General features: G+C 73.4%; 24 protein-coding genes. 12 read left to right on the top strand and 12 right to left on the bottom strand.

The window, feature by feature from the left end; all coding sequences use genetic code 11:
• Positions 1 to 91: 91 nt before the first annotated feature.
• The 3 genes from RF644_RS10585 to RF644_RS10575 form a co-directional block, all read right to left on the bottom strand.
• Positions 92 to 2,515 (bottom strand): S8 family serine peptidase, encoded by a 2,424-nt coding sequence (locus tag RF644_RS10585; RefSeq protein WP_146202118.1) that lies wholly within the window; start codon positions 2,513 to 2,515, stop codon positions 92 to 94.
• Positions 2,516 to 2,654: 139 nt separating this feature from the next.
• Positions 2,655 to 2,915: a hypothetical protein gene (locus tag RF644_RS10580; protein ID WP_368796486.1), complete on the bottom strand. Its 261-nt coding sequence runs from the start codon at positions 2,913 to 2,915 to the stop codon at positions 2,655 to 2,657.
• Between the two features lie 15 nt (positions 2,916 to 2,930).
• Positions 2,931 to 3,197, bottom strand: a complete 267-nt coding sequence (locus tag RF644_RS10575; RefSeq protein WP_017832219.1) for a hypothetical protein — start codon at positions 3,195 to 3,197, stop codon at positions 2,931 to 2,933.
• A 213-nt stretch (positions 3,198 to 3,410) separates the two neighbouring features.
• Between RF644_RS10575 and RF644_RS10570 the strand changes: the two genes are divergently transcribed.
• Positions 3,411 to 4,283, top strand: coding sequence for a Bax inhibitor-1/YccA family protein (locus tag RF644_RS10570; RefSeq protein WP_017832220.1), 873 nt, complete (start codon positions 3,411 to 3,413; stop codon positions 4,281 to 4,283).
• 103 nt (positions 4,284 to 4,386) lie between these two features.
• Here the strand turns inward: RF644_RS10570 and RF644_RS10565 are convergent, their stop codons facing one another.
• Positions 4,387 to 4,989, bottom strand: coding sequence for a nitroreductase family protein (locus tag RF644_RS10565; protein ID WP_368796485.1), 603 nt, complete (start codon positions 4,987 to 4,989; stop codon positions 4,387 to 4,389).
• A gap of 112 nt (positions 4,990 to 5,101) precedes the next feature.
• On the opposite strand from RF644_RS10565, the gene RF644_RS10560 reads away from it, so the two are divergent.
• Entirely contained in the window at positions 5,102 to 6,514 is a 1,413-nt protein-coding gene (locus RF644_RS10560; RefSeq protein WP_368796484.1) for an AI-2E family transporter, read from the top strand.
• 102 nt (positions 6,515 to 6,616) lie between these two features.
• Positions 6,617 to 7,864: a threonine ammonia-lyase gene (ilvA, locus tag RF644_RS10555; RefSeq protein WP_133411519.1), complete on the top strand. Its 1,248-nt coding sequence runs from the start codon at positions 6,617 to 6,619 to the stop codon at positions 7,862 to 7,864.
• Positions 7,865 to 7,942: 78 nt separating this feature from the next.
• Here ilvA and RF644_RS10550 read toward each other — a convergent pair whose 3' ends face one another.
• The 3 genes from RF644_RS10550 to RF644_RS10540 all read right to left on the bottom strand — a co-directional run bounded on the left by RF644_RS10550 (position 7,943) and on the right by RF644_RS10540 (position 9,358).
• Positions 7,943 to 8,152, bottom strand: coding sequence for a hypothetical protein (locus tag RF644_RS10550; RefSeq protein WP_017832417.1), 210 nt, complete (start codon positions 8,150 to 8,152; stop codon positions 7,943 to 7,945).
• Positions 8,153 to 8,159: 7 nt separating this feature from the next.
• Positions 8,160 to 8,663, bottom strand: a complete 504-nt coding sequence (gene greA / locus RF644_RS10545; RefSeq protein ID WP_017832416.1) for a transcription elongation factor GreA — start codon at positions 8,661 to 8,663, stop codon at positions 8,160 to 8,162.
• 269 nt (positions 8,664 to 8,932) lie between these two features.
• The gene (locus RF644_RS10540; RefSeq protein WP_368796483.1) at positions 8,933 to 9,358 is read right to left on the bottom strand and encodes a DUF4307 domain-containing protein; all 426 of its coding nucleotides are present in this window, start codon (positions 9,356 to 9,358) and stop codon (positions 8,933 to 8,935) included.
• 206 nt (positions 9,359 to 9,564) lie between these two features.
• On the opposite strand from RF644_RS10540, the gene mca reads away from it, so the two are divergent.
• Together mca and RF644_RS10530 are read left to right on the top strand one after the other, a co-directional pair.
• Positions 9,565 to 10,443 carry a mycothiol conjugate amidase Mca gene (gene mca / locus RF644_RS10535; protein WP_031282471.1) on the top strand — a complete coding sequence of 293 codons (879 nt, stop codon included), beginning with the start codon at positions 9,565 to 9,567 and terminating at the stop codon, positions 10,441 to 10,443.
• 8 nt (positions 10,444 to 10,451) lie between these two features.
• The gene (locus RF644_RS10530) at positions 10,452 to 10,823 is read left to right on the top strand and encodes a hypothetical protein (RefSeq protein WP_368796482.1); all 372 of its coding nucleotides are present in this window, start codon (positions 10,452 to 10,454) and stop codon (positions 10,821 to 10,823) included.
• Positions 10,824 to 10,884: 61 nt separating this feature from the next.
• Here RF644_RS10530 and RF644_RS10525 read toward each other — a convergent pair whose 3' ends face one another.
• Positions 10,885 to 11,592, bottom strand: a complete 708-nt coding sequence (locus RF644_RS10525) for a hemolysin III family protein (protein ID WP_035927115.1) — start codon at positions 11,590 to 11,592, stop codon at positions 10,885 to 10,887.
• Between the two features lie 174 nt (positions 11,593 to 11,766).
• Between RF644_RS10525 and RF644_RS10520 the strand changes: the two genes are divergently transcribed.
• Both RF644_RS10520 and RF644_RS10515 read left to right on the top strand, forming a co-directional pair.
• Positions 11,767 to 12,528, top strand: coding sequence for an isoprenyl transferase (locus RF644_RS10520; protein WP_095650453.1), 762 nt, complete (start codon positions 11,767 to 11,769; stop codon positions 12,526 to 12,528).
• 190 nt (positions 12,529 to 12,718) lie between these two features.
• The gene (locus RF644_RS10515; RefSeq protein WP_017832410.1) at positions 12,719 to 14,068 is read left to right on the top strand and encodes a PhoH family protein; all 1,350 of its coding nucleotides are present in this window, start codon (positions 12,719 to 12,721) and stop codon (positions 14,066 to 14,068) included.
• Between the two features lie 10 nt (positions 14,069 to 14,078).
• On the opposite strand, the gene RF644_RS10510 is transcribed toward RF644_RS10515, so the two are convergent.
• On the bottom strand, positions 14,079 to 14,834 hold the full coding sequence (locus tag RF644_RS10510) for a hypothetical protein (protein ID WP_368796481.1): 756 nt from the start codon (positions 14,832 to 14,834) through the stop codon (positions 14,079 to 14,081).
• A gap of 75 nt (positions 14,835 to 14,909) precedes the next feature.
• Here RF644_RS10510 and RF644_RS10505 point away from each other — a divergent pair, with 75 nt between their 5' ends.
• The 3 genes from RF644_RS10505 to RF644_RS10495 all read left to right on the top strand — a co-directional run bounded on the left by RF644_RS10505 (position 14,910) and on the right by RF644_RS10495 (position 16,318).
• Positions 14,910 to 15,425: a prepilin peptidase gene (locus RF644_RS10505; protein WP_126349929.1), complete on the top strand. Its 516-nt coding sequence runs from the start codon at positions 14,910 to 14,912 to the stop codon at positions 15,423 to 15,425.
• Positions 15,426 to 15,486: 61 nt separating this feature from the next.
• A complete protein-coding gene (locus RF644_RS10500) occupies positions 15,487 to 15,957 on the top strand; it encodes an NUDIX domain-containing protein (protein ID WP_368796480.1) in 471 nt (156 codons plus the stop codon).
• A 115-nt stretch (positions 15,958 to 16,072) separates the two neighbouring features.
• On the top strand, positions 16,073 to 16,318 hold the full coding sequence (locus RF644_RS10495) for an acyl carrier protein (RefSeq protein WP_368796479.1): 246 nt from the start codon (positions 16,073 to 16,075) through the stop codon (positions 16,316 to 16,318).
• A 105-nt stretch (positions 16,319 to 16,423) separates the two neighbouring features.
• On the opposite strand, the gene RF644_RS10490 is transcribed toward RF644_RS10495, so the two are convergent.
• The 3 genes from RF644_RS10490 to RF644_RS10480 form a co-directional block, all read right to left on the bottom strand.
• Positions 16,424 to 17,845 carry a class II fumarate hydratase gene (locus RF644_RS10490; protein ID WP_368796478.1) on the bottom strand — a complete coding sequence of 474 codons (1,422 nt, stop codon included), beginning with the start codon at positions 17,843 to 17,845 and terminating at the stop codon, positions 16,424 to 16,426.
• A gap of 77 nt (positions 17,846 to 17,922) precedes the next feature.
• Positions 17,923 to 18,573: a carbonic anhydrase gene (locus RF644_RS10485; RefSeq protein ID WP_017832405.1), complete on the bottom strand. Its 651-nt coding sequence runs from the start codon at positions 18,571 to 18,573 to the stop codon at positions 17,923 to 17,925.
• Positions 18,570 to 19,280, bottom strand: coding sequence for a DUF4245 domain-containing protein (locus tag RF644_RS10480; protein ID WP_368796477.1), 711 nt, complete (start codon positions 19,278 to 19,280; stop codon positions 18,570 to 18,572). Before RF644_RS10480 ends, RF644_RS10485 begins: the two co-directional genes overlap by 4 nt.
• 293 nt (positions 19,281 to 19,573) lie before the next feature.
• On the opposite strand from RF644_RS10480, the gene glpX reads away from it, so the two are divergent.
• Together glpX and RF644_RS10470 are read left to right on the top strand one after the other, a co-directional pair.
• Positions 19,574 to 20,521: a class II fructose-bisphosphatase gene (gene glpX, locus RF644_RS10475; protein WP_109222828.1), complete on the top strand. Its 948-nt coding sequence runs from the start codon at positions 19,574 to 19,576 to the stop codon at positions 20,519 to 20,521.
• Between the two features lie 211 nt (positions 20,522 to 20,732).
• Entirely contained in the window at positions 20,733 to 21,908 is a 1,176-nt protein-coding gene (locus RF644_RS10470) for a hypothetical protein (RefSeq protein ID WP_368796476.1), read from the top strand.
• Positions 21,909 to 21,912 lie beyond the last annotated feature (4 nt).

Genomic DNA, 21,912 nt, shown 5'->3' with positions numbered 1-21,912 from the left:
CTCGGCGCGTGCGGTGCCCAGCAGGGCGCCGGACGCGCCGAGGCCCCGCTCCGACAGGACGGAGCGGGGCCTCGGCGGGACCGGTGCCGGGTCAGCGGTAGTCGATCCGGATGGATCCTCCCGGGCGCCAGGTGATGGAACCGCCCTGGAAGTACTGCACCACGGAGCGGTCGGCGCGGGTGATCTCACCCGTCCGGGGGAAGCCCAGGCGGCTCTTCGTGCCCCCGAGCGATACGTAGGCGTTGCCGATCGAGCCCCTGGTCTCCTGGGAGTAGGTGCTGGGGCTCCAGTAGATCCGGCCCTTCTGGAAGACCTGGTAGACCCCGCCCGTCCCGGTGGACGCCTCGTCGGTCGTGGGATAGCCCAGGGCGCCGGCCGTGCCGCCGGAGCGTTCGTGCAGGGCACCGATCGAGCCCTTGAGGGCGTGCGCCCCGCCGGCGGCGCTCCAGACGATCCGCCCCTTCTGGAAGGACTGGGAGGTGCCGCCCCGGCCGTCGGAGACCGCCCCGGAGGTGGGGTAGCCCAGCGCCCCCCGCTCGCTGCCGGCCCGCGAGTAGGCGGCGCTGGTGGCGCCGGTGATCGGGTGGGCGCCGTGGGCGGAGCCCCAGAGGATGCGCCCCTTCTGGAAGGACTGGTAGTACCCGCCGCTCCCGTTGCTCCGGCGGTCTGCGGTGGGGTAGCCCAGGGCGCCCTTCTCGTTGCCCGCCGCGGCGTAGGCCCTCTCGAGGTCCCCGGTCAATGCGTAGGCCCCGGTGCCAGAGGACCAGAGGATCTTGCCGTTCTGGAACAGCTGGTAGGCCCCGCCGATGCCGTTGGACTTCTCGTCCGAGCGGGGGAAGCGCAGGATGCCGGTGGGGGTGCCATTGCGCTTGTAGGCGGTCTCGACGCCGCCCCGCACCCAGTAGGCGCCGGTGGCCGAGGTCCAGTAGATCGTGCCCTTGGTGAAGCTCTGGCGGACCCCGCCGGCGACGGCCTGCTCGTGGGAGGTCGGGGCCCCCGTCTGGCTCTTGATCCGCTGGTACAGGGTCCCGATCGCGCCCTTGGTGGTGTAGGTCGGGGTGGGCGCGGCCGGTGCGGCGGTGACGGCGGGCTTCGTGATCCACAGCGCGTCGTGGGAGTTCAGCGTCTTGCCCCCGGGGAGGCTGGCCCAGGCGTCCCCGGAGTCGAGGATCAGCTGCTTGTACTGGTCTGAGCTCAGCGTCGGGTTCTTCTGCTTGAGCAGGGCCAGGGTCCCGGCCACGTGCGGGGTGGCCATCGACGTGCCGTAGTCGAAGCGGCTGTTGGGCGCGACCGGTCCCCGGGTGCCGGTGTTGCCCGCGGACAGGATGTGGTGGCCCGGGGCGTAGATGTCCACGGCGCCGCCGTGGTTGGAGTAGCTGGCCCGCACCCGGTCCGAGCCGATGGCCCCGACCGTGATGACGTTGTAGCAGTTGCCCGGGGCGTACTCGATCGCCGGGCGGCCGCTGTTGCCCGCGGCCACGGCCACCGGGATGTTCCGGAACCAGGCGGTGTTGATGGCGTTCTGCAGCGTGGCCGGGCACCCCCCGCCCATGGACAGGGACATGTTGATCACGTCGGCGCGCTTGCGCGGGGCGGGGGCCCCGGCGACGGCGTCGCCGGCCAGCCAGCGCACGGCGTCGGCCATGTCGGAGACGTAGCCGAAGCCGCACGCGCCCAGGGCCCGGGCGTTGAGCAGGGTGGCGTCGGGGGCGATGCCCACGGTGCCGTAGCTGTCCCGCTTGGCGGCCACGGTGCCGGCCACGTGCGTGCCGTGCCAGATGGAGTTGGTGGCCGCGGAGCCGGCGTAGCACTGGCCGGCCGTGGAGTAGGTGCCCGGGTCCCGCGGGTCCGCGTCCCGGCCGTTGCCGTCGTTGCCGAGGGCGGCCGTGGAGACGAAGTCGTAGCCGCCGATGGTCTGGGAGTCCAGGTCGGGGTGGTTGGCGAAGCCGGTGTCGACGACCCCGACGGTCACGCCCTTGCCGGTGGCGGTGTCCCACGCCTCGAAGGCGCGCAGGTTGGTGAGGGCCCACAGGGACGGGACGCCCGGGTCCGCGGCGGTCGCGGCGACGGAGCCCATGTCCTCCGGCTCCGCCTCGTCCGAGCCCGGGATCCGGGCGGTCGAGACGAGCCGGTCGGGCTCGGCGTAGGCCACGGCCGGGTCCTTGGTGAGCTCCTCGGCCAGCTTCTCGGCCTGGTCGGTCGAGACCTCGCCGGCCAGCTCGACGACGGCCGCGCCGTCGCCGGTGGTCCGGACCTCGGTGGTGTCCTCGGCCTCCGGGACGTGGGCCTCGGCGGCGGCGTCCTCGACGACCTGCTCCGACTCGGCGTCGGTCACGGGGGTGCGGTACTTGACGATCATCCGGTCGGTGATCTCGGGCGGGGCCTCGGCGCTGACCTGCTGGGCGGACAGGGTCGTGGCGTTCTCGGCGGGGGCGGCGGTCGCGGGCGTGAGAGGAGCCAGCACGAGGGCCAGGGAGAGGGCGGACAGGGTGGGGGCGAGCATGGATCGTTGCATGGGCGAACTCCTGAGGGCTGGGGGGATCCCGGAAAAGGTTCTCACATGCAAATCAATGCGAACAGATCTAAAACAAGATCACGGCTTCATCACGAAGTGTGACGCCAGCCCCGTCGGCCCACGGCCCCGTCGGGGCGGTTCAGGCCGTCCCCACCAGCACGGCGAGCCACTCGAGATGGCGCAGCAGCGAGGGGACGCCCGCGGTCAGCAGGGCCACGGCGGTCGCGGACGTCGCGCGGCCCAGGTGCCTCCGCGCGGAGGCGCGGGCGCCGTGGGACCGGCGGCGGGCGGCCGGGGCCAGGTCGAGCGCGACCTGGACGAGGCTCCACAGGGCAGTGGCGCCCGCCCCGGCGACGACGATGCAGCCGTAGAGGAGGACGGCTCCGGGCAGCGGGACCACGGGGCGTGCCGCCGCTCAGCCCGCGAGGACGGCGGCGGTCAGGCCCACGGCGAGCACCGCGGCCACCGCCCAGGTGAGCCGGTAGGCCCGGCGGTAGTGCTCCTCGCTGCGGAGCTCGAGCCAGGCGGCGGTCGCCGGGGCGGCGTCCGGAGAGGTCCGCGCGCGCTCCAGCCGGCCGATCGCCCCGAGGTAGCGGCTCCAGTGCAGGACGGCCAGGGCCCCGACGGCGAGCAGCACCGGGATCGCGGCCAGCGGCACCCAGTGGGCGGGGGACTCGGGCATGAGGGGCCTCCGGATCGGGACAGCGGTCGTTCTCCCCAGCATGTGTGCAACAGCAAAGGCCTGTCTGTCCGCTCTCCTGGGGGCCGGGGCCCGCGCCGGCCGGGCCGCCCGCACGCCCTCGGCTTAAGCACAGCAGTTCTCATGCTTTCGTCAGGCAGGCCTTGCTACGCTGGTCGCACATCTCGCACATCAGTGCCACGGAAGGACCCCTCAATGGCCGGCGGTAACCCGCTTCTCCGCGATCTCTCGAAGCCGGGCGCAGGCAGCGCCCAGTCCCACGGGAACCAGTACGGACAGACCTCCTACGGAACCCCCTACCAGCAGCAGCCCGGCTACGGACGGACCGGCTACCAGCAGGGCGCCCCGTACTCGGCCGAGCGCCTGGACTCGATGTACAACGCCCCGGCCGCCGGGACGAACCAGACCGGCCGGATGACCTACGACGACGTCATCATGCGCACGGCCACGGTGCTCGGCGCCGTGGTCGTCGGCGCGCTCGCCGGCTGGATCATGCCGATCCTCACCATCCCCGGCGCCCTCGTCGGTCTCGTCCTCGGCCTGGTCAACGCCTTCAAGCGCGAGCCCTCGCCCGCGCTGATCCTCGCCTACGGCCTGTTCCAGGGCATGTTCCTGGGCGGCATCTCGGGGATGTTCGAGGCCATGTACCCGGGCATCGTGGTGCAGGCCGTCATCGGCACCATCGCGGTGTTCGTCTCGGTGCTCGTGCTCTTCCGCTCCGGCAAGGTCCGGGCCTCCCCGCGCGCCACCAAGATCTTCATGGTCGCGCTCATGGCCTACGCCGTCTTCGCGCTGGTCAACCTGGGCGCGGTGCTGCTGTTCGGCTTCAACATCCGCACGGACAGCCCGCTCGGCCCCTGGCTGGGCCTGCTCATCGGCGCCGTGGCCATCCTGCTCGCGGCCTACAGCTTCGTGCTGGACTTCGACAACATCAAGCGCGGTGTCGAGGTCGGCGTCCCCGAGAAGATGGCCTGGTCCGCGGCCTTCGGCCTGACGGTCACGCTGATCTGGACCTACGTCGAGATCCTGCGCATCCTGGCGATCATCCGGGAGATGACCTCGAACTAGGTCCCCGCCCCGGCTGCACCGTCCACGACGGCCCGGCACCCGCGCACCGCGGGTCCCGGGCCGTCGTCGTGCCGCGACCCGCGGGCGGGCGCGGAGGAGAGGCTCAGTGGTACGAGATCCGGGGCCCGGGCGTGGGGCGGGTGGCCGTGTGCTCGGCGGCCACGGCACGGGGCGGGCGGCCCACGAACAGCCAGCCGAGCAGCTTCTCCTCCTCCGTCAGCCCGTAGAACGCGCGGACCGCGTCTTCGCCCTCGCCGTCCCGGTGGGCCCACACGGTGCCCCAGCCGGCGGCCCAGAACGCGGCCTCGAGCAGGGGGCGGGCCCCGTGCGCCGCGTTCAGCTGCTCCTTCCGCGGGACGCCCAGGGTGTCGTCGGGGCTGAAGACGAGCGCGCACCCCAGGCCGCCAGTGCTCGCCCACTTCAGGGCGCCCCGGAATGCCGCGAGCCGGCGCAGCTGCTTGCCCTTGAGCCGGGGGAAGGGCGCCGACATGTTGGGCACCCGGGTCAGCCCCGCCAGCGCGGCCGCGAGCTCCGGCGCGGAGCGGCGGGTGGTCACGGCCACCCGCCAGCTCAGGCCCGGATCGGCGGCCGCGGTCCCCGCGGCGGCGCGGAGCACGGCCTCCAGCTCCTCCCGCGGCGGAGCGTCCGGGGTCAGGCCAGGAGCCGGTCGGCGCTGGGCGAGGACGCGGAGGAAAGTGCGTGACATCCCGCCAGTCTTCCACCGCGCGCGCCCCGCGTGCGGGAGCGGCCCGCGGAATCGTCGTCCGGCCCCGGCCGGGGGGCGCCCGGCGGTCGGACCGCCGTGCCAAGATGGCTCCATGCCTTCGACATCGCACGACGCCGAGCGGCCGCTGCGGCCGGGACCCGGCACCGAGCTCCCCCCGCTGCACGGCAACGCCGCGGGTGGCGTCGCGGTCTCGGTGCGGGTGGCCGCGGCGTGGTCGTGGCGGCTCATCATCATCCTCGCGGCCGTGGGGCTGCTCGGGTACATGCTGTCGACGATCACGGTGGTCATCATCCCCGTGCTCATCGCCGGCCTGCTCGCCGGGCTCCTGTTCCCGCTGGTGAAGTGGCTGCGCGGACAGCACGTGCCGGCGGGCCTGGCCTCGGGCACGGCGGTGCTCGTGCTCATCGGCCTCGTGACGGGTCTGCTCGTGCTCGCCGGCCGGCAGATCGTGCTGGGCTTCGCGCAGCTGTCCGAGAACGTGGTGGTCGGCACCCAGCAGCTGCTGGGCTGGCTCGAGGACGGACCGCTGAACCTGAGCGCCGACAGCGTGAACGACTGGATCGACGACCTCGGCACCACGATCCAGGACAACAGCGAGGCCATCCTCTCGGGTGCCATGTCCTTCGGCTCGACGGCGGGCAACGTGCTGACCGGCATCATCATCATGCTCTTCACCCTGCTGTTCTTCCTCATGGACGGCGAACGGATCTGGCTCTTCCTCGTCCGGCTGTTCCCGGTCAGCGCGCGGCGGGCCGTCAACGGCGCCGGCCGCCGGGGCTGGACCTCGCTCGTGCAGTACGCCCGCATCCAGGGCTTCGTGGCGTTCGTGGACGCCGTGGGCATCGGGCTCGGCGCGGCGCTGCTCGGCGTCCCCCTCGCCCTGCCCATCGGCATCCTCGTGTTCCTGGGCTCCTTCATCCCGATCGTGGGCGCCGTGCTCACCGGCGCGGTCGCCGTGCTCGTCGCCCTCGTGGCCAACGGCTTCGGCACCGCCCTGGCCATGCTCGCCGTGGTGCTGCTGGTGCAGCAGATCGAGTCCAACGTCCTGCAGCCGCTCGTGATGGGCCGGGCCGTGTCCCTGCACCCCCTCGCGGTCTTCCTCGCCGTCGCGTCCGGCACCATCCTCTTCGGCATCGCGGGCGCCCTGTTCGCGGTGCCCGTGATGGCCTTCCTCAACACGGTGGTGCGCTACCTCGTGGGCGGGACGTGGAAGGCGGACGACGAGATCCCGTGGGAGCCGTACTACTTCCCGTGGGAGATCAAGAAGCACGCGCGCAGGAACGACCTCACCCGCGACCAGGTCATGGCGCAGCTCCAGCGCTTCCGCCGGACCCGCGCGAAGGAACGGCTGCAGGCCGCGCTCAAGCGCGGCCGCCGGGACGACCGCGCCCGGGCCGCCGCCGGCACGGGTCAGGGCCGCGGCCGCAGCGCCGAGCAGGGGGCCGCCCAGGGGGCGGGCCCCGGTGCCCCCGCCTCGCAGGAGCGCTCACCCGGCAGCGACTAGGATGAGGACCGCGCCCGCCGCCGGCGGGCGCTCACCGTGGCGCGATCCAGCGGGTCCCGCACGGCCCCGCACCGACGCACCGACCGGGAAAGAAGACGCACCGTGAGCCTGGCCGAACTGCCCGTCCGTCTCGCCGACATCCAGGACGCCGCCGCGCTCCTCGAGGGCGTGATCGACCGGACCCCGGTGACCCACTCCCGGGCGCTCTCCCGGCTCATCGGCTCCGAGGTCGACCTCAAGGCCGAGAACCTGCAGCGCGCGGGCTCCTTCAAGGTCCGCGGCGCCTACGTGCGGATGGCCAAGCTCACCGACGAGGAGAAGGCCCGCGGTGTCGTGGCGGCCTCCGCGGGCAACCACGCGCAGGGGGTGGCCCTCGCCGCCGCCAAGCTGGGCATCACCGCCCGCATCTACATGCCGCTGGGCGCGGCCCTGCCCAAGATCGCCGCGACCCAGGACCACGGCGCCGAGGTGATCCTGCACGGCACCAGCGTGGACGAGGCCCTCGCCGAGGCCCAGCGCCACGCCACCGCGACCGGGGCGGTGTTCGTCCACCCCTTCGACCACCCGGACATCGTGGCCGGGCAGGGCACGCTCGGCCTCGAGGTGCTCGAGCAGGTGCCCGACGTCGACACCGTCATCACCGGGGTGGGCGGCGGGGGACTGCTCGCCGGCATGGCCGTGGCGGTCAAGGCCCGCGCCGAGCAGCTCGGCCGGCCGATCCGGCTCATCGGCGTGCAGGCGGAGAATGCCGCCGCCTACCCGCCGTCCCTCGCGGGGGACGCGCTCGTGACCCTCGACCGGGTCTCGACCATCGCGGACGGCATCGCCGTGGGCAAGCCCGGGCAGCTGCCGTTCAGCATCATCAAGGAGCTCACCGACGACGTCGTGACGGTCTCCGAGGACTCCCTCGCCCAGGCGCTGATCTTCCTGCTCGAGCGCAACAAGCTCGTGGTGGAGCCGGCCGGCGCCGTCGGCGTCGCGGCCCTCCTCGACGGCCGGCTGCAGGCCGCGTACCCGGACCTCGGCAACACCGTGGTGGTGCTCTCGGGCGGCAACGTGGACCCCATGCTCATGCTCAAGGTCATCCAGCGGGGGCTCTCCGCCGCCGGCCGGTACATGACCATCAAGATGATGCTCACCGACCGCCCGGGCGAGCTCGCCCGCATCTCCGAGCTCATCGCCGTCCAGGACGCCAACGTCACCGGCGTGGACCACACCCGGATCGGCGGCTCGCTCAGCCTGGGCGACGTGTCCATCACCATCGACATGGAGACCAAGGGGCACGAGCACTGTCGCCAGATCCTCCGGGCGCTCGAGGCGGAGGGCTACCACCCCGTCGTCGTGCACTGACCGCCGCCGGGCACCGGCCCCGGACGACGACGGCGCCGGTCCCCGCGGGGACCGGCGCCGGTGTCGGCGGGGGCGGCGTCAGGTGCGGCGCCGGCCGGTGAGGTAGGTGACGAACGCGCTGACGAACGTCGCGAAGACGAAGACGTTGCGCAGGCTGCCGGGGGCGCTCGCGGCGGGGTCGCCCTGACCCGCGAAGTGCAGCACCACGGCCACGACCCCGAGCACCGCCGTCAGGACCATCAGGGCCTTGGTGCCGGGGCCGGGGCTGCGCAACCAGTGGGTCGTCACGGGAGCCTCAGACCTTGAACGGCTTGGCGTCCAGGATCTTGACCGGGATCTCCTTGCCGTTGGGAGCGGTGTAGGACAGCTCGTCGCCGACCCGGTGGCCGGAGATCGCGGAGCCCATCGGGGACTTCTCGGAGAAGACCTCCAGCTCGCTGCCGGCGGCCAGGTCCTCGGCCACCTCGCGGGAGCCGATGAGGAAGGTCATCGCCTCGCCGGCGATCTCCGCGGTGACGACCATGCCGGCCTCCACGACCCCGTCGTCGGCAGGGGCCTCGCCGACCTGGGCGTTCTCGAGCAGGTTCTTGAGGTGGACGATGCGCCCCTCGTTCTTGCTCTGCTCCTCGCGGGCGGCGTGGTAGCCGCCGTTCTCCTTGAGGTCGCCCTCCGAGCGCGCCTGGTCGATGCGCTCCACGATCTCGTGCCGGTACGGGCCGGAGATGTGGTCGAGCTCCTTCTTCAGGCGGTCGTAGGCCTCCTGGGTCAGCCAGGCGCCGGTCTTGTTCGTGGTGGTCACAATCTCTCCTCGGTGAACGGGCGGTCGGGCCGCGGCAGTCCTCCCGGGGTCCGGGCGGGTCCGCGGCGGACCGGGACGACGGCGTGGGGGCCGCCGGCGGTGCGGGGGTCCGCTACGCAAAGACCCCGCCCCGGTGCGGGTCGTCCGTTTCGGACGGTGTCCGGCTGCCGGGGACGGGGAGTCCTGCTGCCCAGTCTAGGCGGGGCGGGCGGACAAGCCCAAAGGCCCGACGCCGACGGCGACACACGGGCGGGACGACCGCCGGGGGCTCAGTCCTCGAGCCAGCAGGAGTCCACGACCGCGGTGGTCGCCAGGTTGGTGGTGCGCACGGCCGCGCGGTGGGAGCTCGTCCCGCCGTCGCCCAGCCGGTCCTCGGGCACGGCCCCGATGGTCACCTCGGCCCAGCCCACCACGGCGTACTCCTGGTTGAGGGCCTGCACCGCGCACGTGACGACGTCCTCGGGACGCTTGGTGAGCTCGAAGTCCGCCGTGGCCCGCGCCTCCGAGACCACCTCGAAGCCGATGTCCTTGAACGTGGGGGCGCTCTGCCGCGCCGTGACCACCCAGACGACGAAGACGGCGGTGACCAGGGTGGCCGCCAGGGCGAGACCGATCCAGCCGCGCGTCCCGATCCGGCGCTCGCGGCGGGGGGCTCCGTAGCGGTCGCGGAGCAGGTCTGGGGAGTCGGTGGACACGGCGGCCTCGGGTCTCGGGGGCAGGCGGGGGCGGCGCCGGGCCCGGCGACCGCCCGACCACTGTAGCCGAGGCCCCTGGGAGCACCCCGGGCGCAGGACCGTCCGGCGAACGCGTAAAATGGGCGGCGGCCCGTGCCCGCACCGGCCGCTTCCCCGACTCCCCGACCGTTCCCGAGAGGACCTCCCGAGTGACCTCCCTGTCAGAGATGCGCCTGCTGGCCGTCCACGCCCACCCCGACGACGAGTCGAGCAAGGGCGCCGCGACCATGGCCCACTACGTCCGGCAGGGGGTCGAGGTCATGGTGGCCACGTGCACCGGTGGGGAGCGGGGCTCGATCCTCAACGCCGAGATGGAGGGCCACCCGCACGCCGAGCGGGACCTGACCGGTCTGCGGCGGCACGAGATGGCGCAGGCGGCCGCCGCGCTGGACGTCGACCACCGCTGGCTCGGTTTCATGGACTCGGGGCTGCCCGAGGGGGACCCGTTGCCGCCGCTGCCGTGGGGCTGCTTCGCCCTGCAGCCGCTCGAGCGCGCCGCCGCGCCCCTGGTCCGGCTCGTGCGCCGGTTCCGCCCGCACGTGATCCTGACCTACGACGAGAACGGCGGCTACCCGCACCCGGACCACATCCAGACGCACAACGTCTCCGTCGAGGCGTTCCGCGCCGCCGGCGACCCGGAGCGGTACCCCGGCCTCGGCGAGCCGTGGACCCCGCAGAAGCTCTACTACGACCGGGCCTTCAACCTGGAGCGCTTCGTGGCCCTGCACGAGGCCCTCGAGGAGCGCGGCCTGCAGTCCCCGTACGCCGCCCGGATCGCGATGCTGCAGGAGAGCGACCCGGAGGGCCACCGCCCGCCGGCCCCCCGGCACGAGACCACCACCAAGGTGCGCTGCCCGGACACGTTCGCGCTGCGGGACGAGGCGCTGCGCAGCCACCGGACCCAGGTGGCGCCGGACGGGATGTTCTTCGCCGTCTCCGCCGAGCTGCAGTCCCAGGTGTGGCCGTGGGAGGACTACGTCCTGGCGGAGTCCCGGGTGCCGACCGACCTGCCGGAGCACGACCTGTTCGCCGGGATCGTGGGCTGAGCGCCGGGATGACCACCGTGCTGAACGTGCTCGCCCTGCTGCCGGCGATGGCGCCCAACCCGATCGACGAGGGCACGCTGCGCCCCGGCCTGGACCCGAGCCAGGTGACCCCCGGGATGCTGGGGTTCCTCATGACGCTGCTGCTGGCCGTGGCCGTCATCTTCCTGGTGCGCGACTTCAACCGCCGCAACCGGCGGCTGCGCTACCGCGCGGAGTACGCCGAGCGCCGCGCCGCGGAGGAGCGGGCCGGCGGCCACACCGGGACCGACAGCGCCGGGACCGACAGCGCCGACGCCAGGACCGGCGCCGACGGCGACCGGGCCGGGGGAGGGCCGGCGGCGCGGGCCGAGGAGCCGGAGGGGCCCGACCCGCGCGGCTGAGACCGGGTGCCGAGTCCGGGACCCGCGGAACTCACGGAGCGGTCGGGTGGGGCGAGGCCGTTCAGCGGAGCATCGCGAGCATGATCGCCACGTAGTGCAGCACGAAGCCCAGCACCGTGAAGGCGTGGAAGACCTCGTGGAAGCTGAACACCTCGGGGAGCAGGCGCGGCCGCCGGGTGCCGTAGACCACGGCGCCGGTGATGTAGGCGATGCCGCCGGCGGCGGTCAGCGCGGCCGCCGGGGGGCTGGTCTGCCAGAACTGCGGCAGGTAGAACAGCGCCAGGCAGCCCATCACCACGTACAGCGGCGTGTACAGCCAGCGGGGCGCCAGGGTCCACAGCAGCCGGAAGAGCACCAGGCCGGCGGCGCAGGACCAGATCACGACCAGCAGCAGCCGGGACTGCGGCGGGTCCAGCAGCGCGACCGCCAGCGGGGTGTAGGTGCCGGCGATCAGCAGCGCGATGTTCGAGTGGTCCATCCGGCGCAGGACCATGTGCAGCCGCCGGGGCCAGTAGGCGCGGTGGTAGATCGCCGACACGCCGAACAGCAGGATGCCCGTCACGCCGTACACGGCGCACGCGATCCGCAGCTCGGTGCTGGGCGCCAGCAGGATCGCCACGAGACCCAGGGCGACGACGACGGGCGTGAAACTCGCGTGGATCCAGCCCCGCCACGCGGGCTTGCGCTCCACGAGTCCCTCGATCCCGTGCTCGACCGCCTCCTCGACGCGGCCGGCCGCCCGGCGGGCGGCGCTGTGCGTGTGCTCCATCATGTTCCTCCCGGCGTGCTGTGCGTGAGTCCGTCCGGTCTCCCACCGGGTAGTTTAGGAGGCGTCGCCGAGAGCCGGCCGGGTCCGTGACCACCACCACGCCCGGCACCGTGGCCCCCACCACGTCCGGCCCGACCCCCGACACCGTGCGCGAGAACCCGGGAGGAAGCACAGATGCCCAAGCCACGGCCGCTCTACCGGTTCTACGAGCGCCGGCTCTCCGCCGAGCTCGATCCGCGGCGGCTGCCCAAGCACGTCGGCGTCCTCGTGGACGGCAACCGGCGGTGGGCCAAGCAGTTCGGCGCCTCGACCGCGGACGGGCACAAGGCGGGCGCGCAGAAGATCGTCGAGTTCCTCGGCTGGTGCCGGGAGTTGGACATCGAGGTGGTCACCCTCTACATCCTCTCGACCGAGAACCTCAAGCGCCCGGCCGCGGAGCTGGAACCCCTGCTCGAGATCATCTCCGACCTCATGGACACGCTCACCGAGACGGGCATCTGCCGGGTCCAGCCCGTCGGCGCCCTCGAGATGCTGCCGCCGCGGCTCGCGGCGTGCCTGGCCGACCTCACGGAGCGCACCGCGGGCAACGCCGGCCCGCACCTGAACATCGCGGTCGGCTACGGGGGCCGGCAGGAGATCGTGGACGCCGTGCGGGAGGTCCTCACCGATGCCCTCGACGCCGGTGCGGACGTCCGGGAGCTCGCGCAGAGCCTGTCCGTGGAGGACATCTCCCAGCACCTCTACACGCGCGGGCAGCCGGACCCGGACCTGCTGATCCGCACCTCTGGCGAGCAGCGGCTGTCCGGGTTCCTCATGTGGCAGTCCGCCTACAGCGAGTACTACTTCTGTGAGGCGCTGTGGCCGGACTTCCGGCGCGTCGACTTCCTGCGGGCGCTGCGCGACTACGCCTCGCGGCAGCGGCGCTTCGGCGGCTGAGCCCACCGGACCCCGCCCGTCGCCGTCCCGGACGCCGTCCCCGGGCGCGGCGCCGGGCACGCCCGGGGCGGTCGCTGGCAATTTGCGCGCCGTTCACCGTTTCTGCTCGCGCGGCGGGTCCGGTCCGCATACGTTGTCCTCAGGTGGACGGCGCTGACGCCGCCCGCCGGACCGAGGAGGAAGGGCCACCATGAGCATCTCCAAGAAGCAGGAGCGCATCACCGACATCTCCGCCCCCCTGGGCGCCGGGGTGCGCTCCTACGTGATCGACACCTCGGTGCTGCTGTCCGACCCCCGGGCGATCCTGCGCTTCGCCGAGCACCAGGTGGTGCTGCCCGTCATCGTCATCACCGAGCTGGAGGGCAAGCGGCACGACCCGGAGCTGGGCTACTTCGCCCGGCAGGCCCTGCGGCTGCTGGACGACCTGCGCGTGGAGCACGGCGGGCTCAACCGGCCCGTGCCCCTCGGGGACCAGGGCGGGAGCCTGGTGGTGGAGCTCAACCACGTCTCGGACACCGTCCTGCCGGTGAGCTTCCGGCTCAAGGACAACGACTCCCTGATCCTGGCGGTGGCGCTGAGCCTCGCCAACGAGGGCAAGGACGTGTGCATCGTCTCCAAGGACCTGCCCATGCGGGTCAAGGCCTCCGCCCTGGGTCTGGAGGCCGAGGAGTACCGGGCCGAGTGGGTCGGCTCCGACGTCGAGTGGTCCGGGACCGCGGCCCTCGAGGTCCCCGACGACGTGGTGGACCGGCTCTACGGCGGCGAGGCCGTCGTGGTCCCCGGCGCCGAGGGGCTGCCGGCCAACACGGGCCTGACCCTGCACTCCGTGCGCGGCAGCGCCCTGGCCCGGGTCCGCGCCGACGGCTCCGCCCGGGTGGTGCGCGGGGACCGGGACGTCTTCGGCGTGCACGGGCGCTCCGCAGAGCAGCGGCTCGCCATCGACCTCCTGCTGGACCCCGAGGTGGGCATCGTGTCGCTGGGCGGGCGCGCCGGCACCGGCAAGTCCGCCCTGGCCCTGTGCGCGGGCCTGGAGACGGTGATGGAGCGCCGGGAGCACCGCAAGGTCATGGTCTTCCGTCCCCTCTACGCGGTGGGCGGCCAGGAGCTCGGCTACCTGCCCGGCTCCGAGGAGGAAAAGATGAACCCGTGGGGCCAGGCGGTGTTCGACACCCTCGGGGCGCTGGTCTCGCAGGAGGTCGTCGAGGAGGTGCTCGACCGGGGCATGCTCGAGGTGCTGCCCCTGACGCACATCCGCGGCCGGTCCCTGCACGACGCCTTCGTGATCGTGGACGAGGCGCAGTCCCTCGAGAAGAACGTGCTGCTCACCGTGCTGTCCCGGATCGGGCAGAACTCCAAGGTGGTCATGACCCACGACGTCGCCCAGCGCGACAACCTCCGGGTCGGCCGCCACGACGGCGTGACCGCCGTGGTCGAGGCGCTCAAGGGCCACCCGCTCTTCGGCCACGTCACGCTGACCCGTTCGGAGCGCTCGCCGATCGCCGCCCTGGTCACGGAGGTCCTGGGCGACCTGGACAGCTGAACCGGGGGCCTCAGGGGCCGACGGGCCAGGGCAGGTGCCTGCTCACGTCCGTGAGGTCCAGGGGCACCGAGCGGAAGAGGTCGTCGATGAAGTACTCGTCCACGGCCTCGATCCGCAGGTCGTGGCCCGTGCCGGCCAGCGGGCCCTCGAGCACCTCGGAGCGGACGCAGACGGCCGTCCGCTCGTCGAGGAGCACCCGGGTGCGGGCCGGGGCGAGGGGGTGCCCCGGCGTCGTCGGGGTGTAGGCGTGGCCGGGGACCACCACGGCGCCGCGCACGGGGCGCCCGTGGTGGATGCCGGTGCCGACGTCCTCGACCGTGCAGGGCCGCCGCTCCGGCAGGTAGGGCGGCACGGGGGCGTCCCCGGCCAGCTCGACGGGGTCGAGGATGGCCTGCCAGCGGCCGCCGCCGAAGACGGGGTCCCCGTAGGCCGCCTCGGGTCGGCGCTCGACGAGCCCGGAGTCCGTGAACACCGGGGCCACCAGCTGCGGGGCGAGCAGCCACGAGGCCGAGGTCGAGGCGACGTAGAAGTCGTCGCGCGACTGCTCCCGCGTGGTGGCCGTGTAGAGGGGGGTGCCGTCCAGGGCCTCGACGCGAAGGCCGTCAGGGCGGCGGACCCAGGCCCGGACGGGCCGGCGGGGCGCGGCGTCCGCGGGGGCCGGCCAGGACAGCACGAACCGCAGGGTGTCCCAGCGCCACGGGGAGGAGCGGCTGAGCGCGCAGAACTCGTCCTGGTCGGTGGGCGCGGGGACGGGGGAGCGGTGCATGACCCCAGTCTAGGGAGGGCCCCTCGCGTCCACAGGCGCCCCGTCCCGGCGGGGGCCGGGGCTACGATGCCCGGTGTGGGCACCTTCCTGACCGAGCAGTTCACCCGCGGGGACGCCGCCGGGTGGGCCGCCGGGGCGCTCGCGCTGCTCGGCACCGCCGTGCTCGTGGTCGCGTGCGCGTGGCTGTGGCGCACCGACGTGCGGGAGCACCGGCTGCCCGGCCGCGTGGTGCGCCCGCTGTACCCCGTGTGCGGGGTGCTGCTGGGCGGGGCGGCGGTGGTGGCCGGCGAGCCGGTCCGGCTGCTGTGGATGCTGTGGGGCCTGGTGGTCGTGGGCGGGCTCTACGTCCTGCTCCGCATGCTCCACCCGGCCGGGATGGGCATGGGCGACGTCCGGCTCTCCGGCCTGCTCGGCATGTGCCTGGGCTTCGTCTCCGTCTGGCACGCCGTGCTGGGGGCGGCGGCCGGGTTCGTGCTCGGCGGTCTGGCCGGGGCGGTGCTCGTGGTGCTCGGCCGGGTCGACGCCCGCTCCCGGGTGGCGTTCGGTCCCGCCATGATCACCGGGGCCCTCGGGGTCCTCCTGCTGCTGTGACCCGCGCCGGCCTGCCAGAATGGGCCGGACCCCACCCCGAGACGCCGCACGAGGAGCCCGCATGCCCACCCCCGAGTTCGTCCTGTCCCTGCGGGAGAAGATCGGCCACGACCTCCTGTGGCTGCCCGCCGTCACCGCCGTGGTGCTGCGCGAGGACGGCCGGGTGCTGCTGGCCCGGCGCAGCGACAACGGCAACTGGGGACTGGTGAGCGGGATCGTGGAGCCCGGCGAGGAGCCGGCGGTCACGGCGGTGCGCGAGTGCCTGGAGGAGACCGGCGTCGTCGCCGTCGTGGAGGAGCTCGTGGCGGTCAAGGCGGGGGAGCCCGTGCAGTACCCCAACGGGGACCGCTGCCAGTTCCTGGACCACACCTTCCGCTGCCGCTGGGTCTCCGGCGAGGCCCGCGTCAACGACGACGAGTCGCTCGAGGTCGGCTGGTACTCCATGGACGAGCTCCCGCCGATGCCGCCCCACCAGCTCGAGCGGCTGCGGGCCGCGCGGGCGCACAGCGGCCCGCCCCGCTTCGTGGTCTGAGCCGGGCCGCGGCACGGCGAGCAGAAACACAGCGTGCTTACTTGTGACGGACGACACGCGCTCCTAGACTCGGAGACGTCCATCCGACGAGCGCGAACGAGCAAGGAGGAACCACATGCCCGCAGGACAGACCGGTTTCGACGACGTGACCTACGACCTGGTCTCCGTGCAGTACCACTCGCTCAAGGCAGGCCACGACTACGGCCAGTACGTGCGGGATGCCCGCAACGCCGGCCGGGACGACATCGCCGATTTCTTCGAGCAGGTGATGAGCCAGGACGCCGAGCGCGCCAAGAGGTGCCACGAGTTCATCAAGGAGCTCTCCAAGTCCGACGAGTCCGGCCCGGCCGTGACCTCCTGACCGGGGCCGCCATCGGCCGCCGCACGGCGCGAGGGGTCGCGTCCGGAGGAAATGCCGCAGCATTTCCGTCCGGACGCGACCCCTCGGTGCGCCGGGAGCGCAGGGTCAGGCGTTGGGGCCCGTCATGGTGGTGACGTCCAGCGCCCGGTCCAGCTGCTCCTCGGTGAGCTGGCCGTTCTCGACGTAGCCGAGGGCGATGGTCGCCTCGCGCACCGTCATCTTGTTGGCCACGGAGTGCTTGGCGATCTTCGCGGCGGCCTCGTAGCCGATGGCCTTGTTCAGCGGGGTCACGATGGACGGGGACGCCTCGGCGAGGAAGCGGCAGCGCTCCGTGTTCGCCTCGAGCCCGTCGATCATCTTCTCCGCCATCACGCGCGAGGAGTTCGCGAGCAGCCGGATGGACTCCAGCAGGGCCGAGGCCATGACCGGGATGCCCACGTTGAGCTCGAACGCCCCGTTGGTGGAGGACAGCGAGACGGTGGTGTCGTTGCCGATCACCTGCGCGCAGACCTGGATGGTGGACTCGCAGATCACCGGGTTGACCTTGCCGGGCATGATCGAGGAGCCGGGCTGGAGGTCGGGGATGAGGATCTCGCCGAGGCCGGTGTTGGGGCCGGAGCCCATCCAGCGCAGGTCGTTGTTGATCTTCATGTAGCTGTAGGCGACGTTGCGCAGCTGCCCGGAGGCCTCGACCAGGCCGTCCCGGTTGGCCTGGGCCTCGAAGTGGTTGCGGGCCTCGGTGATCGGCAGCCCGGTCTCCTCGGCGAGCAGCTCGATGACGCGGGCGGAGAAGCCGGCGGGGGTGTTGATGCCGGTGCCCACGGCGGTGCCGCCCAGCGGGACCTCGGCCACCCGCGGCAGCGAGGACTCGACCCGCTCGATGCCGTAGCGGACCTGCGCGGCGTAGCCGCCGAACTCCTGGCCCAGGGTCACCGGCGTGGCGTCCATGAGGTGGGTGCGCCCGGACTTCACGACGTCCCGGAACTCCGCGGCCTTCCGCTCGAGCGACTCGGCGAGCTGCGTCATGGCCGGGACCAGGTCGTTGATCAGCGCGCCCGTGACGGCGACGTGCACGGAGGTCGGGAAGACGTCGTTGGAGGACTGGGAGGCGTTGACGTGGTCGTTGGGGTGGACCTCGACGTCCGTGCCCTCGAGCGCCTGGTTGGCGAGGGTCGCCAGCACCTCGTTGGTGTTCATGTTGGAGGACGTCCCGGAGCCGGTCTGGAAGACGTCGATCGGGAAGTGCTCGTCGTACTGCCCCGTGGCGACCTTGTCCGCGGCGTCCGCGATGGCGCGGGCGCGCTCGTCGTCGAGCACCCCCAGCTCCGCGTTCGCCTTGGCGGCGGCCTTCTTGATCTGTGCCAGCGCGACGATGTGCTGGGGCTCGAGGGGCTTGCCCGAGATGGGGAAGTTCTCGACCGCACGCTGGGTCTGGGCGCGGTACAGGGCGTTCGCGGGAACGCGGACCTCGCCCATGGTGTCGTGCTCGATGCGGTACTCGGTGGTCTCTGCGGTGGTATCAGCCATGGCGCCAGTCTAGGACAGCGCCGGGTGACGCCCGGCACGGCGACCCGGGGTGACGGCCGCCGTGCCGGGCGCCCGGTTCAGCGGCCCGGAAGCCAGGTGCCGTGCCCGTGGACGAGCTCCGCCTCGCCGTCCTCGAGGTGGTAGAAGACGCCGACCACGGCGACCTCGCCGTTGGAGACCGCGTCCGCGATCACCCGGGACTGCTCCATGAGGCGGGACGCCGTCTGCTTGGTGTGCTCCACGACCGCCGCGTTGACGTCCTGGTGGCCGTGGCGCTGGGTCTCGAGCACGGAGGGCATGATCCGCTCGATGAGGTCCCGCTGGAAGCCGCGGGGCATCTGCCCGGAGCCGGCGACGCTGTGCGCGGCGGTCACGGCCCCGCACGAGTCGTGGCCGAGGACCATGATCAGCGGCGTGCCGAGGTTCGCGACCGAGTACTCGATCGAGCCGAGCACGGCGTCGTCGATGACCTGCCCGGCGGTGCGCACCACGAACGCGTCGCCCAGGCCGAGGTCGAAGATGATCTCGGCGGCCAGCCGCGAGTCCGAGCAGCCGAAGATCACGGCGAACGGGTTCTGCCCTCCGGCCACGGACTGCCGCCGGGAGGCGTCCTGGTTGGGGTGCATGGACTCGCCCGCCACGAAGCGGGCGTTGCCCTCGCGCAGGCGCTGCCAGGCGGCGGCCGGGGTGCGGGGCGAGGTGTCGTCGGGGCGGGTGTCCGGGGTCATGGCATCTCCGTGGTTCGCGGGGCAGGGGCGTCGGTGAGGTCCTCGGCGACGGCGGCGGCCAGCTGGTCCAGCTCGGCGCCGGGCGCGTCGCCCTTGAGCACCACGGTGGAGCCGTTGACCTCACCGGTGTACACGGTCAGGGGGTCCTGGTTCCGGGACTCCTCCCGGACGTGGACGTCCCACGGCACGCCGCCCACGTCGACCGTCGCGGTGGCGGGGACGGCCTCGGCCTGCTGGGCCAGCCACGTGGGGTTGGCCATGGACGTCTGCACCAGCCCGATGAAGCTGCCCTGCGGGGTGGCCCAGCCGATCTCCCAGAAGGGCACCCCCTCGGCGGCGCCGCCGTTCCACCGGGCGTAGTTGGCGGTCCAGTCCTCGCCCGGCTCCGGCACGACCGGGGTGAAGGGCGCCTCGTCCGCGACGTAGTCCGCCTCCTGGGCGACGTCGACGTCGGGACGGTACGGCTGGGCGTCGGGGCGGGGCTGGAGCCACACGAACGGCAGGACCAGCAGGAGGAGGACCGCCATGGAGATGATCATCCCCTGCACCGGGGCGTTGAGCCGCCGGGCCTGCTTCTCCGTGATCTGCGGGAGCGGCTGCTCCGGGGCCTCGGCGGCCTCGGGGCCGGACGCGGTGCCGGGGCCGGCTGCCGCGGGGTGCTCTGCCGAGGGGTGCTCTGCGGGACGGTCGGGGGTCGAGGAGCTCACTCGTCCATTGTGCCCTGTTCGCCGGCCCCTGTCCGCCGCGCCCGCCCACCGTCCGCCGCCTCCCGCTCCCTCCGCGCCGGACCCGCCCGGACGCACCCGGCCGCAATGTGGCCCAGGTCGCGGTCCGCGGAGGCGTGGGCGATATGCTGGGCGGGACGTGGACCGCGCCCGCGGCCGAGCCCGGCCCGGGGGTCCCGAAGAACGTGAACTCGAAGGTGAGGAACAACGTGGCCGAAGAATCCACCGGAACGATCCCCGCGCGCACCAACAACGTGGCCGACCGCAACCTGGCGATGGAGCTGGTGCGGACCACCGAGGCGGCGGCGATCGCCGGCGGCCAGTGGGTCGGCGCCGGCGACAAGAACGCCGCGGACGGGGCGGCGGTCGACGCCATGCGGTCCCTGCTCTCCACCGTGCACTTCAACGGCACCGTGGTCATCGGCGAGGGCGAGAAGGACGAGGCCCCGATGCTCTTCAACGGGGAGCAGGTGGGTGACGGCTCCGGGCCGGCCTCCGACGTCGCCGTGGACCCGATCGACGGCACCCGCCTCACCGCGCTGGGCATGAACAACGCCCTGGCCGTCATCGCGGTGGCCGACGGCGGGTCGATGTTCGACCCCTCCGCCGTCTTCTACATGGACAAGCTCGTGGTGGGCCCGGAGGCCGCGGACTTCGTGGACCTGCGCCTGCCCGTCAAGCAGAACCTGCACCTCGTGGCCAGGGCCAAGGGCGTCAACATCAACCAGCTCACCGTGTGCGTGCTGGACCGCCCCCGCCACCAGCAGCTCGTCGACGAGATCCGCGCCACCGGCGCCCGCACCCGGATGATCCTCGACGGGGACGTGGCCGGCGCGATCGCGGCCTGCCGCGAGGGCACCGGCGTGGACGTCATGATGGGCATCGGCGGCACCCCGGAGGGCATCGTCACCGCGTGCGCCGTCAAGGCCACCGGCGGCATCATCCAGGGCCGGCTCGCCCCGGTCGACGACGACGAGCGCCAGAAGGCCCTCGACGCCGGACTGGACCTCGACGCGGTGCTGACCACCGACGACCTCGTCACCTCGGACAACTGCTTCTTCTCCGCCACGGGCATCACCGACGGGGACCTGCTGCGCGGCGTGCGCTACCGCGGCCGCCGCATCACCACCCAGTCCATCGTGATGCGCTCCCGCTCCGGGACCGTGCGGATGGTCGAGGCCGAGCACCTGGCCTCCAAGTGGGAGAAGTACGCGCGCCACTGAGCCTGACACCGGGCCGTCGCCGGGCCCGGCCGGCACGGCCGTGACAGGACCCCCGCACCGACCTCCGGTGCGGGGGTCCTCCCGTCCCCGTCGCACCGTGTCCGGCCCGTCTCCCAGCCCCTCCCGGCCCTAGACTGGAGGCCGAACTGCGGGCGCCGACCGCGGTCCCCCAGCCGGGGCGGAGCGCCCGGGTGACGAGGAGGATCCCCACGTGAGCACCACGGTCAGCCCCTGTCCCAACCGCAAGACCTGGGACGCCACCGTCCGGGTGACCGGCGGGCACCCGCAGCAGCTGTGGGGCATCGGCGAGGCCCAGGTCTCCGCCGAGGGCCCCGGTCTCCGGGTCGACCGCGTCATGGTCCACGACGCCGAGGAGCGCACCGTGGGCTACGCGCAGCTCTACCTGCGCTCCGAGGCCGAGCGCGTGGTCGCCGGGACCGTGCACTGCCACGTCCACCGGCCCGAGGACCTGCCCGTGGTCGCCGCCGCCCTCGCCGACTGGGCCCGGGAGGAGCACTCGGCCGTCCTGCTGCGCTTCCAGGCCGACACCCTGCGCGCGCCCGGCACCCCGGAGGCGCTGGAGGCCGCCGGGTTCACCAGGCCCGCCGCGGACGCCGGGCCGGAGGAGCCCCGGCGGCTGGAGGTGGTGCTGGGGGAGACCGAGCGGGACCTCTCGCGGCGGCTCTCGGAGGCCACCCTGGACCGCTGCCGCACGGCACTGCGCACCCCGGGCGTGACGGTGCGGGAGGTCACGGCGGGCAGCCGGGTCCTCGCGAACATCGGGCTGCGGACCCGGCTCATCACCCAGCTGCTGGAGGACCTGGGCGAGGACTCGCTGCTGCTCGTGGCCACCGAGGCCGCCGAGGACGGCCGCGAGGCCGCCCTGGGCTACCTGTGGTTCGTGCACACGCGCGGTCTGGCGATGATCTACCGGCTCGGCTTCACCCGCCGGGGCCGGGACCTGGGCGTGGACGACGCCCTGCTGCTGACCGGGATCGTCGAGCTGCAGAAGCGGCGCGTGCAGCGCCTCGACGGCGGCGACCCGGACGAGACGGAGGTGCCGCTCGTGGTCCGCGAGCTGGCGGCGACGGAGCGCCCGGTGCTGGGCCCCTGGGAGAAGGCCCTGGGCCGTGGCCCGGCGGGGGAGTTCTCGGAGGACGTCGCCGAGGCCGCCGCCGAGGCCTCGGGGACCGCGGTCGCCGCGGAGCTGGGCCTGGGCGAGCCGGCCCCGGCGTGGTCCCCCGACCTCGGGGAGCCGGACGACGTGCCCGAGGACGACGACGGCGCGTCCCGTCCCGCCCGGGGGCGTGCCCGGCGGGCCCGTGACCTCACCCGCCGCGTGGTCGGCGAGAGCATCTCCGCCCTCCGGGACGCGGCGGGGCGCTGAGGCC

The sequence above is a fragment of the Kocuria sp. CPCC 205258 genome, from assembly GCF_040981005.1.
In the GTDB taxonomy this organism is placed as follows: domain Bacteria; phylum Actinomycetota; class Actinomycetes; order Actinomycetales; family Micrococcaceae; genus Kocuria; species Kocuria rosea.
Note: the sequence above shows the minus strand (reverse complement) of the source record. Positions and strands in the feature narration are given on the sequence as shown.